General features: G+C 65.8%; 16 protein-coding genes and 1 pseudogene. 5 read left to right on the forward strand and 12 right to left on the reverse strand.

Features of this window, described 5'->3' with window-relative positions; all coding sequences use genetic code 11:
• On the forward strand, window positions 1–739 hold a 739-nt coding region (locus D3872_RS24115), incomplete at its 5' end, for a porin (RefSeq protein WP_147373995.1).
• Window positions 740–752: 13 nt separating this feature from the next.
• On the opposite strand, the gene D3872_RS24120 is transcribed toward D3872_RS24115, so the two are convergent.
• Window positions 753–1,670 carry a LysR family transcriptional regulator gene (locus D3872_RS24120; RefSeq protein ID WP_119813142.1) on the reverse strand — a complete coding sequence of 306 codons (918 nt, stop codon included), beginning with the start codon at window positions 1,668–1,670 and terminating at the stop codon, window positions 753–755.
• Between the two features lie 163 nt (window positions 1,671–1,833).
• On the opposite strand from D3872_RS24120, the gene D3872_RS24125 reads away from it, so the two are divergent.
• From D3872_RS24125 to D3872_RS24135, 3 genes are all read left to right on the forward strand, one after another.
• Window positions 1,834–2,820, forward strand: a complete 987-nt coding sequence (locus D3872_RS24125) for a Bug family tripartite tricarboxylate transporter substrate binding protein (RefSeq protein WP_119813143.1) — start codon at window positions 1,834–1,836, stop codon at window positions 2,818–2,820.
• A gap of 86 nt (window positions 2,821–2,906) precedes the next feature.
• Window positions 2,907–3,368, forward strand: a complete 462-nt coding sequence (locus D3872_RS24130; protein WP_119813144.1) for a tripartite tricarboxylate transporter TctB family protein — start codon at window positions 2,907–2,909, stop codon at window positions 3,366–3,368.
• Between the two features lie 10 nt (window positions 3,369–3,378).
• A complete protein-coding gene (locus D3872_RS24135) occupies window positions 3,379–4,881 on the forward strand; it encodes a tripartite tricarboxylate transporter permease (RefSeq protein ID WP_119813145.1) in 1,503 nt (500 codons plus the stop codon).
• A 68-nt stretch (window positions 4,882–4,949) separates the two neighbouring features.
• Here the strand turns inward: D3872_RS24135 and D3872_RS24140 are convergent, their stop codons facing one another.
• On the reverse strand, window positions 4,950–7,046 hold the full coding sequence (locus D3872_RS24140; protein WP_229459506.1) for a TonB-dependent siderophore receptor: 2,097 nt from the start codon (window positions 7,044–7,046) through the stop codon (window positions 4,950–4,952).
• Window positions 7,047–7,301: 255 nt separating this feature from the next.
• Between D3872_RS24140 and D3872_RS24145 the strand changes: the two are divergent.
• Window positions 7,302–7,610: pseudogene (locus D3872_RS24145) on the forward strand (amino acid permease C-terminal domain-containing protein); the annotation flags it as partial.
• A 291-nt stretch (window positions 7,611–7,901) separates the two neighbouring features.
• Here the strand turns inward: D3872_RS24145 and D3872_RS24150 are convergent.
• The 10 genes from D3872_RS24150 to D3872_RS24195 form a co-directional block, all read right to left on the reverse strand.
• Window positions 7,902–8,558, reverse strand: a complete 657-nt coding sequence (locus D3872_RS24150) for a transmembrane anchor protein (protein ID WP_119813148.1) — start codon at window positions 8,556–8,558, stop codon at window positions 7,902–7,904.
• A gap of 12 nt (window positions 8,559–8,570) precedes the next feature.
• Window positions 8,571–9,311: a HupE/UreJ family protein gene (locus tag D3872_RS24155; protein ID WP_119813149.1), complete on the reverse strand. Its 741-nt coding sequence runs from the start codon at window positions 9,309–9,311 to the stop codon at window positions 8,571–8,573.
• Between the two features lie 64 nt (window positions 9,312–9,375).
• Window positions 9,376–9,756: a hypothetical protein gene (locus D3872_RS24160; protein WP_119813150.1), complete on the reverse strand. Its 381-nt coding sequence runs from the start codon at window positions 9,754–9,756 to the stop codon at window positions 9,376–9,378.
• 288 nt (window positions 9,757–10,044) lie between these two features.
• Window positions 10,045–11,226 (reverse strand): NAD(P)/FAD-dependent oxidoreductase, encoded by a 1,182-nt coding sequence (locus tag D3872_RS24165; RefSeq protein ID WP_119813151.1) that lies wholly within the window; start codon window positions 11,224–11,226, stop codon window positions 10,045–10,047.
• Window positions 11,223–12,599: an FAD/NAD(P)-dependent oxidoreductase gene (locus D3872_RS24170; RefSeq protein ID WP_119813152.1), complete on the reverse strand. Its 1,377-nt coding sequence runs from the start codon at window positions 12,597–12,599 to the stop codon at window positions 11,223–11,225. The genes D3872_RS24165 and D3872_RS24170 overlap by 4 nt, the downstream gene beginning before the upstream one ends.
• Entirely contained in the window at window positions 12,581–12,889 is a 309-nt protein-coding gene (locus tag D3872_RS24175) for a (2Fe-2S)-binding protein (protein ID WP_119813153.1), read from the reverse strand. Before D3872_RS24175 ends, D3872_RS24170 begins: the two co-directional genes overlap by 19 nt.
• Window positions 12,886–14,721 (reverse strand): ABC transporter ATP-binding protein, encoded by a 1,836-nt coding sequence (locus tag D3872_RS24180; protein WP_119813154.1) that lies wholly within the window; start codon window positions 14,719–14,721, stop codon window positions 12,886–12,888. The genes D3872_RS24175 and D3872_RS24180 overlap by 4 nt, the downstream gene beginning before the upstream one ends.
• Before the next feature lie 2 nt (window positions 14,722–14,723).
• Window positions 14,724–15,542 (reverse strand): ABC transporter permease, encoded by an 819-nt coding sequence (locus tag D3872_RS24185; RefSeq protein WP_119813155.1) that lies wholly within the window; start codon window positions 15,540–15,542, stop codon window positions 14,724–14,726.
• The gene (locus tag D3872_RS24190) at window positions 15,539–16,495 is read right to left on the reverse strand and encodes an ABC transporter permease (RefSeq protein WP_119813156.1); all 957 of its coding nucleotides are present in this window, start codon (window positions 16,493–16,495) and stop codon (window positions 15,539–15,541) included. The genes D3872_RS24185 and D3872_RS24190 overlap by 4 nt, the downstream gene beginning before the upstream one ends.
• Window positions 16,496–16,501: 6 nt before the next feature.
• Window positions 16,502–17,776 (reverse strand): NAD(P)/FAD-dependent oxidoreductase, encoded by a 1,275-nt coding sequence (locus D3872_RS24195; RefSeq protein WP_119813157.1) that lies wholly within the window; start codon window positions 17,774–17,776, stop codon window positions 16,502–16,504.
• Window positions 17,777–17,790: the final 14 nt, after the last annotated feature.

The following is a 17,790-nucleotide window of genomic DNA, read 5'->3' on the forward strand; positions in this document are numbered from 1 at the left end:
CACGCCGTGGCACCAGGCGCTGGCGCAGGTGGCCGATCCGTTTTCGACTGGGTATGCCGGCGGCTCGAAAAACCTGTTCCCCGATTTTGGCTCGAACGTCCGCACCAGCAACACGGTGATGTACACGGCGCCCGCAACGGCGGGCTTCACCGCGGACCTGGCATACAGCGCGGGCGAGCAGGGCGGCAGCGCCAGTGCCGGACGCCAGATCGGCGCATCGGTCGGCTACTCGAAAGGCCCGCTCAATGTGCGACTGGCCCATAACCACAAGAACTCGGACATCGCCGCGGCGCCGGGCGTGGTGGCGGTAGACCGCTCGGTCGGCAGGAACACGCTGCTGGCCGTGAACTACGACTTCAAGGTGGTCAAGGCCTACTTTGCATACAACGTGGACGAGGGCTTCAATGCGGCGCCGCTCGGCAACACCAGCAATCCCTTCGGCGGCGTGCGGCCAACCGCATCCACCGACGGCAACGAGATCCTGGTAGGCTTGTCGGCGCCGATAGGCAGCGGCACACTGCTGGCATCGGTGATGCGCAAGGATGACAAGACCAGCTTCAACCAGGACGCCAGTTCGTGGGGAGTGGGCTACCTGCATCCGCTGTCGAGGCGTACCAGCTTCTATACCGCGTACGGCTCCATCGACAACAAGAACGGCGCGGGCTACACGGTGGCCAACAACTCCGAGTCGGGCAGCGGCGACCGCGCCTTCAACCTGGGCGTGCGCCACTCGTTCTGATCAAGGCAAGGAACTACTGTCCCAGCGGCGTCGCCGAGGCAAAGGCTTCGGCGACAAAGTCGACAAACGTGCGTACCCGCGCGGCGGTCTGCAGCTGGTACGGATAGACCGCGTAGATGTCGGCCGGCGGCGTGTCCCAGTTCGCCAGTACCTGCCGGAGGCGGCCGCTTTCCAGGTATTTGGCGATATTCCATTCGGCGCGCATGATGATGCCGTTCCCTTCCAGCGCCCAGTTGACCGCGATTTCCCCGTCGTTGGTACTGAGCGCTCCCCGCACCTTGACCGTTTCGGTGCGCTGGCCCTGCGACAGGTGCCAGATTCCATAACCTTCTTCCCCCTGGCGGATACCAATGCAGCTATGCTGTGCAAGGTCGTTGGGAACGCGCGGCGTGCCGTGGCGTTCGAGGTAGGAGGGCGCTGCGCAGATCAGGCGGCGGTTGGACGCAAGCCGGCGCGCGATCACGCGCGTATCCGGCGGTTCGCCGAACCTGATCCACACGTCGCAGGCATCCTCGATCACCGATGGCGGGTTCACCGTCACCTGCAGCTGGATGTCGACGTCCGGGTAGCGCTTGTGGAAGGCGGAGATCAGCGGCGCGACGTGGCTGCGGCCGAAGCCCAGCGTCGCGTTCACGCGCAGCAGGCCCTTGGGCGCGCTGCCGGCGCTGGTGATCATCTGCTCCATGTCCTCGATGTCGGCCAGGATGCGGCGCGCGTTCGACAGGTATATCTCGCCTTCGGCGGTGAGGCCGATGCGGCGCGTGGTCCGGTGCAGCAGCCGTGCGCCCAGGCGGGCCTCCATCTGGCTGAGGCGCTTGCTGACGCCGGCCGTGGTGACGTTCAGCTCGCGCGCGGCGGCCGACAGGCTGCCGGCCCGAACCAGCAGGCTGAAGAACGCCATTTCGGAATGTGCGTTGATGGGAGTGGACATTGTTGAATCAATTTTGATAATGCTTCAACTTTAGCGTCATCTTTTAACTGGTGCAAGCCGTATATTCGTCCCAAGCCCAGAAACACAATACAGGGCGGACTTTGCCGATGGCAACCGTACCGCAAGGGCCGAAACCCACCAATAACGCTATCAGGAGACAACCATGCGTAATCAATCCCACCAGTTCCCGCGCCTCGTCCAACTCGCCGCGATGGCGGCACTGCTAGGTAGCGGCAGCGCGGCGATGGCCCAGGCATGGCCTGCCAAGACCGTCAGCATCATCGTCCCGTTCGCTACCGGCGGCACGACCGACGCCATCGCACGCACCATGGGCCAGGAGCTGAGCAAGGTGCTGGGCCAGCCGGTCATCGTCGAAAACAAGCCGGGCGCGGGCGCCACCATCGGGGCCGATTACGTGGCCAAGGCCAAGCCGGACGGCTACACCTTGCTGGTGGGCGCGGTGCACCACACCATCGCCACCAGCGTCTACAAGAAGTTGCCGTACGACTTCCAGCGCGACCTGGCGCCGGTGAGCACGGTGGCCATGGTGCCGAACGTGCTGGTGGTGAACCCGAATGTGCCGGCCAGGAACGTCAAGGAACTGATCGCACTGGCCAGAAAATCGCCGGGCAAGATGACCTACGGCTCGAACGGCAACGGCACCGGCCAGCACCTGATCGCGGCCCAGTTCAGCATGGCCAGCGGCGTCGACCTGATGCACGTGCCATACAAGGGCAGCGGCCCGCTGACGATCGATTTGCTGGGCGGCCAGATCGACATGTCCTTCGATACCGTGACGCCGGTGCTGTCGCACATTCGCGCCGGCAAGCTGCGCGCGTTGGCGGTGACGACGATCAAGCGCTCGGCCGCGCTGCCGGACGTGCCGACCCTGGACGAATCGGGCCTGAAGGGCTTCGACCAGGGCACGTGGTTCGGCGTGCTGGCTCCGGTAGCTACACCAAAGGACGTGGTGGCGCGCCTGAATGCCGAACTCGTCAAGATCGCCAACTCGCCGGAATTCAAGAAACGCATGGACGAAATCGGCGCCGTCCCTGTCGGTAACACGGCAACGCAGATGGCCACCCAGATCCGCACCGATACCGACCGCTTCGCAAAGCTGGTGAAACAGGCCAAGGTCACCATCGAGTAAGGCTCGCGCAGCCGTAACGCCGGAAGGGCAGGGCTGCGCAAGCGGCGCTGCCCTTTTCAATATAAGAATCAATGAGGGGACGCGCTGTGAAAACTTCGATCCGCCATCCAAAAGACTTTTGGATCGGCATAATTTTCCTGTTCTTCGGGCTGGCCGCCGTGTTTATCGGCCGCGACTACCCGATGGGCAGCGCCGGGCGAATGGGCCCGGCTTACTTTCCAACCATTCTGGGCGGCATGCTGGCCCTGGTCGGCGTGGGCGCAGCTGCGCGTGCGTTCGTGCGCCACGGCGAAGCGGTGGGCAGGTTCCATATCAAGGAACTGGTGCTGGTGCTGGCGGCGGAGATCCTGTTCGGAGTCCTGATGCGCGGTGCCGGGCTGGTGCCCGCGATCATTGTGCTTGTCCTGGTGAGCGCCTTCGCCAGCCCGAAATTCCGCTGGCGTGAAGTGCTTGCGCTGGCGGCGGGCCTGGCCGCGTTCAGCGTGCTGGTGTTCGCGAAGCTGCTCGGCTTGCCGATGGCGGCCTTCGGCCCGTGGCTTGGGTTCTAGGGGAGGGCTCATGGAACTTATCAATCACCTGGCCCTTGGCTTCGAGACAGCGTTCACGCTGACCAACCTGATGTACTGCCTGATCGGCGTGTTCGTCGGCACCGCGGTGGGCGTGCTGCCTGGCCTCGGGCCGGTCGCCACCATCGCCATGCTGCTGCCGGCCACCTTCGGCCTGCCGCCGATCTCGGCGCTGATCATGCTGTCGGGGATTTACTACGGCGCACAGTACGGCGGTTCGACCACGGCCATCCTGGTCAATTTACCGGGAGAATCATCTTCGGTCGTTACGGCCATCGACGGCTACCAGATGGCGCGCAATGGGCACGCCGGCAAGGCGCTCGCCACCGCCGCGCTGGGATCGTTCTTTGCGGGCACGGTGGCCACCGTGCTGCTGGCGCTGTTCGCGCCGCCGCTGGCCGACCTGGCGCTCAAGTTCGGGCCGGCGGAATACTTCTCGCTGGTGACGCTGGGCCTGGTCGCTTCAGTCGTGCTCGCCAGCGGATCGCTGCTCAACGCCGTCGGCATGGTGCTGCTTGGCCTGTTGCTGGGTCTGATTGGAACCGACGTCAATTCCGGCACCGCACGCTATACCTTCGACATGCCGGAAATGGCAGACGGCATCAACTTCGTCATCGTGGCAATGGGCATGTTCGGCATCGGTGAAATCGTTCGCAACCTCGAGCACGACGAAACACGCAACCTGGTCATGAAGAAAGTGTCCGGGCTGATGCTGAGCAAGGACGACTTCAAGCGCATCATCGCGCCCGTGTTCCGCGGAACCATCCTCGGTTCGGCGCTGGGGATCCTTCCCGGCGGCGGCGCCATGCTCGCCTCGTTCGCGTCGTACTCGATCGAAAAGAAGGTATCGAAGAATTCCGCCCAGTTCGGCAAAGGCGCGATCGAAGGCGTGGCGGCGCCGGAGGCCGCCAACAACGCCGGCGCCCAGACCTCGTTCATCCCGATGCTGACGCTGGGTATTCCGTCGAATCCGGTGATGGCGCTGATGATCGGCGCCATGATCATCCAGGGCATACAGCCGGGCCCGGCCGTCATGACCGAGCAGCCGGCGCTGTTCTGGGGCCTGATCGCGTCGATGTGGATCGGTAACTTCTTCCTCGTGGTGCTGAACCTGCCGATGATCGGGCTGTGGGTCAAGATGATCACCGTGCCGTACCACAGGCTGTTCCCGGCGATCCTGATGTTCTGCTCGATTGGCGTGTTCAGCCTGAACAACAGCGACTTCGACATCTGGCTGATGGCCTTGTTCGGACTGTTTGGCTACATCTGCGCGAAACTGGGCGCCGAACCGGCGCCGATGCTGCTTGGCTTCATCATCGGACCGATGATGGAAGAGTACCTGCGGCGCGCGCTGCTGTTGTCGCGCAGCGATCCGTTCGTGTTCGTGCAGCGGCCGATCAGCGCGGTGATGCTAGGGCTGGCCGTGGCGGCGATGATTATCGTGCTGTTGCCGACCTTGCGGAAGAAGCGGGAAGAGGCGTTTCACGAGGCGTAAATCGGCGCAAACCGCAATGCGCCGATATCGGCGCCTGATGCTGCCTGGCATCGGGCGCCGGATGTACGTCAGAACCTATACTGAAGGTTCAGCGTCACGGTACGTGCGGTGCCCGGCGCGATCCACACCTGGCTGTACGAACTCGCGTAGTACTCCTTGTCGAACAGGTTGTCGACGTTCAGCGACAGGCGCAGCTTCTTGGTCGGCGAGTACGACGAAATCAGGCGCGCGGTCGTGTAGCCAGGCAGGCGGAAGCTGGTGGTGGCCGCGACGTCGCCAAGCCGTTCGCCGACGTAGATGAAGCCGCCACCCAGCGAGGCGCTGGCCTCACCGATCTTGAACATCCTGGTGAGCACGGCGCTGCCGCTGTGTTTCGGCACGTTTGGGAACTGGGCGCCGGTCTTGATGAGGTTGTCGCCTTTGGTTACCGTGGCATCGGTGTAGGCATAGGCCGCCGACATCCGCACGTTTTTCCAGATTTCGCCCGATACGTCCAGTTCGATGCCCTTGCTGCCTACTTCGCCGGCCGAGATCGAGAAGTCGGTATTGAGCGGATTGGTGGTCAGCACGTTCTCTTTCGAGATCTTGTAGACCGCCAGCGTGCCGATGATCTTGCCGTCGGCGGTTTCGAGCTTGCCGCCGACTTCGTAGGACTTGCTTTCCTCGGCCGGGAAGGCCTTGTTGTCGATGCTGATGCCGCTGTTCGGGCGGAAGCCCTTGGCCGCGGTCACGTACAGCGAAATCTCCTTGGTCGGCTGGTAGACCAGGCCGGCGCGCGGGCTGGTGGCCGACAGCGACTGGGAATTCGACAGGGCGAAGCCGCGGTTGGTGACGGTCTGGTCGTAGCTGTCGTAGCGCACGCCCACCATGGCCTTCCACTGCTCCGTCAGGTCGATCTGGTCCTGGGCGTAGAAGCCGTGCGAGCTCTGTTCCTCGACCGTGTTGATCGCCACCGCCAGCGGGTCGGCGACGCCACCGTACACCGGGTTGTAGATGTTGATCGCGTACGGGTTGGTGGCCGAAGGATTGCGGCGCAGGTGCAGGCGGGTGTCGTCGAACTTGTAGCCGTCCACGCCGAACAGCACGCTGTGCACCATCGACGCGATGCTGAACTTGCCCAGCACTTCCAGGCGGCCGGACATGTCGGTGGCCGAGGAGTCGCGGTGGCGGCGCTGGCGGCGCAGGGTCTGGCCGTCCGCCAGCAGGTTGTTCGCTTCGGTCGAGAAGCCCTTCATCGAGCTGTCGCGGTAGGACACGCCGGTCTGCACCTTCCAGTCGTCGTTCAACTGGTGTTCGATGAACAGCTGCTGTCCGAGCGATTCGACGGTGGTCGGACCGTCGCCGGGCTCGCCCAGGAAGCGCGAATTCGGGATCAGGCCCAGTACCCCGTTCACCGCCACCACGCCGCGGTCGAACGGAGTGTCCTGCTTCGATGCCTCGACTTCGTAGGAAATCGTGGTCGACTCGCCCAGCAGCCAGATGAACGAGGGCGAGATGAACGAGCGCTTGTAGTGCAGGGTGTCGCGGAAGCTGTCGCCCTGCTCGTGGGCGGCGTTCAGGCGGTACTCCATCGTGTCGCTGAGCGGGCCGGTCAGGTCGACGGCGGTGCGGTAGGTCTGGTAGCTGCTGACGGAAAAGTCCACCACGTAGGCCGGATCGAAGCGCGGCTTCTTGGTTGTGATATTGATGGTTCCGCCTGGCTCGCCGCGGCCATACAGGGCCGATGCCGGCCCTTTCAGCACTTCGACGCTCTGGGTGCCGGCCGAATCGCGCAGGCCGTTGTAGCCGCGGCTGGAGCTGAAGCCATTGACCATGTAGTCGGAGCCGAAGTTAGGGTCGCCGGTAAAGCCGCGCATCGCATAGCTGTCCCACAGGCCGCCCAGGTTGCTCTGGCGCGAAATGCCGCTTGCCAGGTCGAGCGCGCCTGCCAGCGTGGTCACACCGACGTCCTTCAACAACTCTCCGGTGATCACCCGCACGCTTTGCGGCAGGTCTTTCAACAACGTATCGGTCTTAGTGGCGCCGGTGGCGGACAGCGCACGGTAGCCCGGCCTTTGGGCGGTCACGACAACAACTTCGTGCTGCTTTGCTGGTACCGCGGCCGCTTCCTCTGCCGGCACATCCGCCTCTGTTGCGGCGGCGATGAGTGGATAGGTTGCGGCCACGAATAAGGCCAGGGTACGAGGGCGTAAAGAATGCATGAGATTCCCGATAGGTGATTTTTTTGATGTGACGAGAACTGGTGTGGATGCGGGCGCCGCGCCAACTGCCGCGCGGCGCCGCCGCGCTCTTAATCTTACATCATTCGTTTGATGCTTAAGTAAGCGCCATTCGTCTTCAGGAATATCCTGACCTCCTTGTCGCTGCGGTTGCGCCAGAACCAGCCGTGGTTGCCGTCGAAGACAGCTTCGAATTCGCCGACCGTGATCCTGGTGATGAGTTTTGGCCAGACCCGCATCATCTTCGCGATGGCGCGCGACGGCCTGCTGCCAAAGCGCCTCGCGACCATTCATCCGACATACGGAACCCCGTTCCTGGCGACGTGGATCGTCGGCCTGCGCAAGAAGCGCCCGGACCTGCACCGGGCATTCCGCTGCCCTGGCGTTCCGTATGTGCCGGCTCTGGCCATCGTAGCCTGCGTGGCCTTGATGACCTTCCTGAGCAAGTCAACCTGGATTGCTTTCGGTATCTGGCTCGTCCTGGGCCTGGCAGTGTATTTCATCTATTAACAACGTATCGGTCTTGGTGGCGCCCGTGGCGGACAGCGCACGGTAGCCCTGTCGCTGGGCGGTCACGACAACGACTTTGTCCTGCTGCTTTGCTGGTACCGCAGCCGCTTCCTCCGCCGGCAAATCCGCCTCTGTTGCGGCGGCGATCAGTGGATAGGTTGCGACCAGGAATAAGGCCAGGGTACGAGGGCGTAAAGATTGCATGAGATTCCTGATAGGTGATTTTTTTGATGTGACGAAATCTGGTGTGGATGCAGGCGCCGCGCCAGCTGCCGCGCGGCGCCGCCGCGCTTACATCATTCGCTTGATGCTTGAGTAAGCGCCGGTCGTCTTCAGGAATATCTTGACCTCCTTGTCGCTGCGGTTGCGCCAGAACCAGCCATGGTTGCCGTCGAAGACAGCTTCGAAATCGCCGCTGTTTCCGGACACCTGTTTCTCCTTCTTGTAGCGGTGGAAGGTGTTCGCCGGCCCGTTCGCAGGGTCGCCGTGGGTGTCGTGATTGACCAGGCCGCCGTCGGTCTTCCATTCATAGTGCACGGTGGCGCCTTTCACCATCGCCATCTTTACTTCCGTCCCCTCGCCAGGCTTGAGCGACACGCTCATTTCGTCCGAGCGCACAGCGCCGGCTGCCGCGAGCGGTGCGGCGCTGGCCTCGGCCTTGGGTGCCGCCGGAGCGGCGGCAGCCGCGATTGCGGCCGGCGGCGTTTTTGGCGCGCGTGGGGAGGCAGCTTCGTCCGCGGCAGCTTCTGCCGCAAGCGCTGCCTTTATCTTTCCCATTTCGGTCAGGCCGAAAGCGCTGCCGAGGCCGGTAGGATCGATGCCGTATTCGGAAGGCATCACAACGGTGGACAGCAGCACTCCTGCCACAACGATGGCGGCGGCGGTGGAGCGCAACAGTTTTTGGGTGCTTGGGAGCTCGGCGCGGCTCGGCATATCAGTGTTGTACATGATTGGTTCCGATCAAAGAGTGAAGTAGCCGGTCAGCTGGTAGCCGATCAGCAAGAACCCGCAGGTCATCATGGCGATGTTGGCGGTGTAGGCATGGCGCATGAAACTGTCGGTGCGGCGCCAGAAGCCCATGGCGATCAGGATGGTCGCGAGCGCCAGCAACTGGCCAGCCTCGACACCGATGTTGAAGGCGACCATGTTCGCCAGCAGGCCGTCGGGCGATATCTCGTATTCCTGCACCTTGGTGGCCAGGCCGAAACCATGGAACAGGCCGAATACGAGTGTCGCCACCTTGGTGTTGGGCTGAACGCCGAACCAGCGCTGGAAAGCGCCGACATTGTCGAGCGCCTTGTACGCCACGGACAGGCCGATGATGGCGTCGATCAGGTAGCCGTTGATGCTGGTTCCAAAGAACACGCCCAGCATCATCGTCGTCGAGTGGCCGACGGCGAACAGGCTGACATACAGGCCGATGTCCTTCAGCTTGTAAAGGAAGAAGATCACTCCGAACAGGAAGAGGATGTGGTCATAGCCAGTGAACATGTGCTTGGCGCCGAGGTACATGAACGGCAAAAAATGGACGCCGCTGATTTCCTGGATATAGCCTTTGTCGCCATCGGCGATGCCGTGGGCTTGTGCGGCGGAGGTGGCAAGCACGTAGAGAAGCAGGGCGCCGGCGGCGCACCATAGGAGGCGAAGCCGCTGTGCATGCGCAAGCGGGCCCACGCCCCCGGAATACGGGAGTGTAAACATGAGGTTCTCCAAAGCGGATTGAAAAGGTCACACGCCGGCTGGTGCAGCCGCGCGTGGAACTCGGTCAGGCAGCGGAGACGCGCTTCGGCGGGCGCTCGAGCGGATAGAGAGTATTGGAGTGCACGGAAACCGGCGTGGCGGGGTGCCAGTCAGGCAGGAACGCGAATTCGATGGTCGCGCGGACCAGGCGAAGCGGGAGGTCGTGGGTATGGTCGCCCGGGTCGTGCTTGTGCGTATGCTTCTCGCTCTCTTCATCCAGCGTCGGGACATCATCGTGGTCGTGATGATGGCCGCCGTCCGCGGCGCTTTCGTACGCTGCTACGCCTGGATGGCGGTGTTCGAGCTGGAGGTGGGATGTCGAGTGGCCATTGGCGAATTGGAGGCCCATCATGAAAAACATCACGATGGCCGCAATTAATCGGTAGTGTGAGCAGCCCAGCTTCACTGGTGATCTTTCCTTGACAACGACAGGTGGGACCGGCACGGACGGTTGACGCACAGCGCGCCGCCAGCCTTTGCAGTGACTTCATTACACCATACAGGCGGCGGGCGATTACTGCGTTGGAGGTACCTCGCAACGCTCAAAATCGTGAATTGGTGTGCCTGCTCAGCATCTTTTGCTGCGCACGGCCCGGGAGGCAAACTCCCGCTAATGCTGGTTTCTGCTTGGCACCGCGCACGGCGATCAGCATCCACAGAAGCAGGGTCTTGAGGAAGCGGCACATGCCGGCTTTCATGGCCGGGCCAGCACGGGAATGCCGGCGGGGCTGGCGCCTGCCGCTGCCTGCTGCGGCGCAAAGCGGCCGATGTGGAAGGGCGCGATCGGCGTCGACGTGGCGCCGGTCGCGATCAGTTCCGCCATCACCTCGCCCACGCCGGGGCCGAGCTGGAAGCCGTGGCCGCTGAAACCGAAGGCATAGTGCAGGCCGCTGACGCGGGCGCTCTGGCACATCACGGGCAGGCTGTCGTCCATATAGCCTTCGATGCCGCTCCAGACGCGGATGATGTTCAGCCGCGCGACCGCCGGCGCGAGGCGCGCCAGCTGGGTGAACTGCGTCAGGGTATGCTCGGGCAGCACGTAGGCTCGGCGCGTGACCGCGTCGGCCGGGCCGCGGCCGCAGCCGCCGAAGACGATGTTGCCGCGCTTGACCTGGCGGAAGTACAGCATCTCGTGCAGCTCTTTCGTCGCCACGCCGACGGCAGGACCGATGCGGTAGGGGACCGGCTCCGTCACGCCCATCTGCGGGCCGCGCACGGCCATCGGGACGGGCTCGCCGAACTGCGCGCTCATCGCGTCGCCCCAGGCGCCGCTGGCGATCAGCAGGGCCGGTGCGCGGAATTCGCGGCCATCGCTGCAGACGGCACGGAAATCGGTGCCGTCCTTGCCGATCGAGGCGACTTCCGTGTTCTCGAAAATCTGCGCGCCATCGCGGATCGCGGCGCGCGCGAAGGCCGGCGCGGTGAGGCGCGGGTTGGCGTGGCCGTCATCCGGCGCGAGCGACGCCGCCAGCACTTCGCGGCCGAGGAAGGGATACAGTTCGCGCATGCGCGGGCCGCTGATCATTTCGAGGTCGAGACCGTACTCGCGCGCGTCCAGCGCATACTTCTCCATCGCCGCCACCTGCTCGGGGATGTAGGCGACCCGGATATGGCCGGAGCGCAGGAACTCGACGTCCTCGCCGATCAGTTGCGGCAGCTTGCCCCACACTTCATGCGCGCGGTTTGCGAGCGGTAGTTGCGGCAGGTAGCGCGCCTGGCGGCGCACATTGCCGAAGTTGGTGCCGCTGGCCTGCTGGCCCACCAGCCCGCGTTCGAGCACGGTCACCGACACGCCGCGCCGGCGCAGGAAGAAAGCGGTGGAAGCACCCATGAGGCCGCCCCCGATAATCAGTACGTCGGACCGTTGCTCGCTCATGCCTTGTCCTCGCGTACCGTGATGCTGAGCGGCTTGACCGGGGCCTGCCCGCGCAGCCGTCCCACCGATTCGATCGGCACGCCGGCGGCATGCGCGATGACTTCGGCGCCGGCCTGTCCGCAGTAGCGGCCCTGGCAGCGCCCCATGCCCACGCGGCTGAACGCCTTGGCGCGGTTCGCCTCCTGCGCGCCCATGTCGCACACCACGCGCCGCAGTTCGCCCGCGGTGATGCTTTCGCAGCGGCAGACGATGGCGTCGTCGGGAAGTTTTGCCGCCAGCTGCTGCGGCCAGGGGAAGGCTTGCACCAGGCCCACGCGGAAGCGGTCCATTTTTTGCTGGATGCCCACTATCCGCGCGGCAGCCGTCTCGTCAACCTGGTAGCCGTGGTCCGCCAGCAGCGACAGCGCGGCCAGCCGGCCGGCGTTCTCGGCGCCGTCGGCGCCAAGGATGCGGGCGCCGTCGCCCGCCAGGTACACGCCCGGGACCGAGCTGCGGCCTTCCAGGCTCACCTCGGGAAACCACTGGCGCGCTTGCTGGTCGAAACGGAAGGCGCAGCGCGCCAGGTCGGCCAGCTGGGTTTCAGGACGCAGGTGATAGCCCATCGCCACGGCGTCGCATTCAATCGTCCGCAGGGCGCCGCCGGCATCGCGGAAGCTCACGCCGGATACGCCGTCATCGGCGCTGCCGCTGATTTCCACCGGCTCGATGCCCGACAGGACCGGCACGCCGGCGTTCTTCAGCGCGCGGATGAATTTCAGGCCGTTGGCCAGCAGGGCCGGGCGCGCGAGCAGCTTGGGCATGGCCGCCGCCTGGTGGCGCAGGCGCGAGGTGTCGAGCACGCCGGCGATGCTGGCGCCGGCCTTCAGGTATTGCGAAGCGACCAGGTAGAGCAGGGGACCAGTGCCCATGAACACCACGCGGCGCCCAATCGAGCAGGCCTGCGATTTCAGAGCGATCTGGGCCGCGCCCAGGCTGTAGGTGCCGGCATAGTGCCAGCCCTTGACCGGCATCAGGCGGTCGGTGGCGCCGGAACAGATCACCAGCGCGTCGTAGGGAATGCGCGCTGCGCGCTGGTCTTTCACCACATGCAGTTCGCCGCCGGCCAGGTTCCAGGCCAGCGTTTCGCTGCGGTAGTCGACCTTGTCGCGCAGGCGGTCGAAGCTGGTATGCAGCGCTTCGGCGCGCCCCGCTTCGGTGCCGTACAGGGTGGCGTAGCTGCGCGTGAAATTGGCGGGCTGGCGGCGGTAGATCTGGCCGCCGTCGCGGCGGCCCTCGTCGATCAGCACCGGTCGCAAGCCGGCCGACACCAGCTGCTCGGCGCAGCGTACGCCGGCAGGCCCCGCACCCACGACGATTACGCGTGGTTCAGCCATGCTTCCTCCGTGTTCTCTGTGACGATCTGCATGCCGTCGGCCACCGGCGTCGAGCAGGCGCGCAGGCGCTCGCCTTGCGCGGTCCACACCCAGCAATCCTGGCAGGCGCCCATCAGGCAGAAGCCCGCGCGCTTGCCGTCGCCGAATTCGGAAGTGCGCAGCGTGCGCGCCGCTCCCATGATGGCCACCAGCAGGTTGTCGCCCTCGAACGCTTCGCTCGGGCGGCCGTCGATGGTGAACCGGACGGTGGCGCGGCCGGCTTCGGCCAGCCTGACGAAACGGGCGCTCATGCCAGTTCCTCGAAGCGTTGCAGCGGCGCCTGCATGGTGCGCAGCGCCTGGCCGCTGTGGTGGCACAGGATCTGGCCGCCGCCTGGCAGCTGGCGGCGAGGCGGCACGGTCTGGGTGCAGACGCCATCGATGCGCACGCTGCAGCGGTGCAGGAAGGTGCACAGGCCAGGCGTGGAGGCAACGGGGCCGATCGGTGGCAGGCCGGCAGGCGCGCGTTCCGCCACTTCCTCCAGCCAGCCCTGGCGCAGTTCCGGCACCGAGGAGATCAGCAGGTGCGAGTAAGGATGGAAGGGCGGCGTCGCCAGCGCCGAACGGGGCCGGGCTTCGACCTTGGCGCCGGCGTACAGCACCACGATGTCGTCGCAGATGGCGCGCACCGTGTTGATGTCGTGGCTGATGAACAGAGTGGACACCTTCAGTTCGCGGCGCAGCTCGGCCATCAGGTCGAGGATGGCGGCGGCCACCACGGTGTCCAGCGCGGAGGTGATCTCGTCGCACAGGATCAGGTCCGGCTTCGCTGCCAGCGCGCGCGCCAGGTTGATGCGCTGCTTCTGGCCGCCCGACAGCTCGCCGGGGCGGCGCGCCGCCACGGCGGCGGGCAGCTTGACCAGGTCGAGCAGCTCGCGCACGCGCTTCGCCTGTGCGGCGCGGTCCATGCCGTGGTAGAAGGCCAGCGGGCGCGCCAGGATGCGTTCGATGGTGTGCGCCGGGTTGAGCGCGGTGTCGGCGTTCTGGAACACGAACTGCACGCGGCGGAACTGCTCGCGGGTACGGGCGGCTCCGCCGACCAGCGGCTCGCCGTCCAGCAGGATGCTCCCGCGCGCGGCCGGCACCATGCCGGCAATCACGCGCGCCAGCGTAGTCTTGCCCGAGCCGGATTCGCCGATCACGCCAACCGTGGCGCCCCGTTCGATGGTCAGGTCGATGTCGCTCAGGATGCGCTTGGAGGGCAGTCCGCTGCTGTCAGGCGGGCCGTAGCCGGCCACCAGGCCGCGTACCTGCAGCAGCGGGGCGGAGCCGTGCGCCAGCGGGTCCAGCTGGCGCGGCGCCGGTTCGGCCGCCGCTAGCAGGCTGGCGGTGTAGGGGCTGGTGGGCGCCGACAGCAGGCGCGGGGTGCTGCTGTTCTCGCGCACCTCGCCGCCGCGCAGCACGACGATGCGGTCGGCCATCTGCGCCACCACCGCCAAGTCGTGCGACACGTAGACCGCGGTGGTTCCCAGCTGGCGCACCACGTTGCGGAAGGCGTTCAGCACTTCGATCTGGGTGGTCACGTCGAGCGCGGTGGTCGGCTCGTCCAGGATCACCAGCGCCGGGTCGGTGATGAAGGCCATCGCGGCCATCACGCGCTGCAGCTGGCCGCCGGACACCTGGTGCGGATAGCGCGCGCCGATCCGTTCGGGGTCGGGCAGGGCCAGCGCGCGGAACAGCCCGACCGCCTTGGCTTCGGCCGCCTCGCGCGTCATGGTGCGGTGGATCAGGGCGCTCTCGATCACCTGGTCCATCAGTGTCTTGGACGGGTTGAATGCCGACGCCGCGCTCTGCGCGATGTAGGCGACGGTGCGCCCACGCAGCGCGGCCAGGCCGGCATTGTCCAGGCCCAGCACATCCTGCTCGCCGATGCGCACCGTGCCGCCGCTGATGCGGCATCCGCTGCGGGCATAGCCCATCAGCGACAGGGCGATGGTCGTCTTGCCCGAGCCGGACTCGCCGATCAGGGCCAGCACTTCGCCCTTCTTGATCGAGAAGCCGACGCCCTTGACGATTTCCACGTCGGCGCCTTCGGCGTTGCGCGCTACTACGCGCAGGTCTTCCACATGGACCAGTGCTGTCATGTTCAGGCTTCCTTGCCCGCGCGTCCGCCGCGCAGGTTGTCGATCAACAGGTTGACGCCGATGGTCAGCGTAGCAATGGCCAGTGCCGGCATCAGAACGGCGGGGGCGCCTTCGCTCAGGCCCGCGATGTTCTCGCGCACCAGCGAACCCCAGTCGGCATCCGGCGGCTGCACACCCAGGCTCAGGAACGACAGGCCGGACAGCAGCAGCACGATGAACACGAAGCGCAGGCCGAAGTCGGCCAGCACCGGGCGGATCATGTTCGGCAGGATCTCGACCACGGCGATGTGGACCAGTCCCTCGCCGCGGGCACGGGCGGCCTGCACGAAGTCCATCGCATGGACATTCACGGCCAGCGCGCGGGCGATGCGGTAGGCGCCCGGCATGAAGCCGATGGCGGCGGTGGCCACCAGCACCGGCACCGAGGAGCCGAAGGAGGCCACCATCATCAGCGCGAACATCTTGCTGGGGATGGAGATCAGGGTGTCGAAGGCGCGGCTCATGGCGCCGTCCACCCAGCCGCCTGCCGTGGCGGCGCACAGCGCCAGGAAGGTGCCGCCGGTGCTGGCCAGCAGCGCGGCCACCAGGGCCAGAGCCACCGTGAAGCGGGCGCCGTACAGGATCCTGCTCAGCATGTCGCGGCCGAGGTAGTCGGTCCCGAGCGGGAACTGGGCGCTGATGGCGCCAAACACCTCGGCATCGACCAGCGCCGACGCATCGTAGGGCGATATGGAGGGACCGACCAGGGCGATCAGTAGCCAGAACGAGGTGATGGCCAGGCCAACCATGGCCAGCGGCGAGAGAGTGGCGCGGATGTTCATTGGTTGCGTAACCTCGGGTTGGAGACGATCGCCAGCACGTCGGCCAGCGTGACCAGCAGCAGGTAGACGCCGCAGAAGATCATGGCGCAGGCCTGCACCAGCGGGATGTCGCGGGTGGTGACGGCGTCGATCATCAGGTTGGCGATGCCGGGGTAGTTGAAGATGCTTTCGACGATCAGGACGCCGCCCAGGAGGTAGGACAGGCTGAGGGCGACCGCGTTGGCGATCGGGCCGACCGCGTTAGGCAGCGCATGGGCCAGCACGATGCGCACCGGGCCGGCGCCTTTCAGGCGCGCCATTTCCACGTACGGGGAATTGAGCTGGTCGATCACGGCGGCGCGCGTCATGCGCGCCATCTGGGCCACGATCACGCAGCACAGCGTGAACACCGGCATCGCGTAGGCCTTCAGGAAGGCGCCAAAGGTCGCTATGTCGGCGGTGTGCGACAGCGCCGACAGCCAGCGCAGCTTGACCGCGAACAGCAGCACCGCCAGCGTCGCGATCAGGAACTCCGGCACCGACACCAGCGACACCGCGGTCATGTTGACGGCGCGGTCGAACAGCGAACCGCGGTACATGGCCGAGATGATGCCCAGCGCGAGCGCCAGCGGCACCGAGACCGCGGCGGTGGCCGCGGCCAGCACCAGCGAGCTGGGAAGGCGCTTGCCGATCAGTTCGGAGATGGGCTGGCCGTTGACCAGCGAGGTGCCGGCGTCGCCGCTGGCCATGTCGCCCAGCCAGCGCAGGTAGCGCAGCGGGGCAGGCTGGTCGAGCCCGAACTGGGCGCGCAGCGCGGCGACGGCTTCCGGGGTGGCGGCCTGGCCGAGCGACTCCTCGGCGGCGTCGCCCGGCAGCAGGTTGGTGATCATGAAGACCACCACCGACACCATCAACAGCGTCAGCGCGGCGAAGGCGAAGCGTTGCAACAACAGTTTTCCAATGGTGGCGTTCATGGCGGCCTAGTGCAGCTTGTCTTGCAGTTTATAGTAGGCGCCCACCAGCGGCAGGAACCACGCCTTGCCGAAGTAGCCGGGAATCGCGGGCCACGGCATGTGGCGCCACGGGTTCTTCTCCGCGTTGCCGGCCATGATGTCCGCCATTAGCTGGCCCATGTGGACCGACATCTGGGCCCCGTGGCCGCTGTAGCCGAGCGAATAGAACATGCCTTCGTGCTCGCCGGCGCGGGGCAGGCGGTCGGAGGTCATGTCCACCAGGCCTCCCCAGCAGTAGTCGACGCGCGTGTTCGACAGCTCGGGGAATACGGTGGACATGGTGTCGGCCAGGATGTGGCCGCTCTTTTCATCCGACTTCGGGTTCGACAGCGCAAACCGCGCGCGGCCGCCGAACAGCAGGCGGTCGTCGGGCGTGACGCGGAAGTAGTTGCCGATGTTCTTGGTGGTGACGTAGTTGCGGCGGGTCGGCACCAGCCGGTCCAGCACTTCCTTCTCCAGTGGCTCGGTGACGATGATGAAGCTGCCCACCGAAACCAGGCGGCGCCGGAAGTAGCTGAACGGACCGCGGCTCGAATTGCCGGTGGCGAGGAATACCTGGCCGGCTTCGATGGTGCCGCGGTCGCAGCTGATCCTGAAGCCGCCCTTGATGCGGTCGATCGCGCCGACGGCTGCGTTTTCGAACACGGCGGCGCCGGCGCGGACTGCGGCATGCGCGAGGCCGGCGCCGAATTTACCCATGTGCATCTGGGCGCCGGCGCGCTGCAGCAGGCCGCCGTGGAAGCTGGCGGAACCCAGTTCCTCGGCCATGCGCTCGGGCGGCACCAGTTCGACGGTCGGGTCGACCGAGGCCGTGAGCTGGGCGTGGATGCGCTGCAGCTTGGCGTAGTGTTCGGGTTTGGCCGCCACTTTCAGCTTGCCGCAGCGGCGGAAATCGCAGTCGATGCCTTCGTCGCGGACCAGGTTCTCGACCGTGTCGACCGCGGCATCGTAGGCGTGATAGAAGGTGCGCGCATTGTCTTCGCCAAGGCGCGCCGACAAATCCGCGTAGTCGTGGAACAGGCCGGTGTTGACCTGGCCGCCATTGTGGCCCGAGGCTTCGCCGGCTACCCGGCCCGCCTCGAGCAGCACCACCGACGCGCCGCGGCGCGCCAGCGCCAGGGCGGCCGACAGGCCGGTAAAGCCGCCGCCGACAACCACCACGTCGGCGCGCTGGGGAACCTGGCCCTGGGCTCCGGCCGTGAACGGCGGGGCGGTATCGAGCCAGTAGGAATCAAGCTTCATATCAGGTCCTGTCG

Origin of the sequence: Massilia cavernae (assembly GCF_003590855.1) — a bacterium.
Classification (GTDB): Bacteria; Pseudomonadota; Gammaproteobacteria; order Burkholderiales; family Burkholderiaceae_D; genus Telluria_A; species Telluria_A cavernae.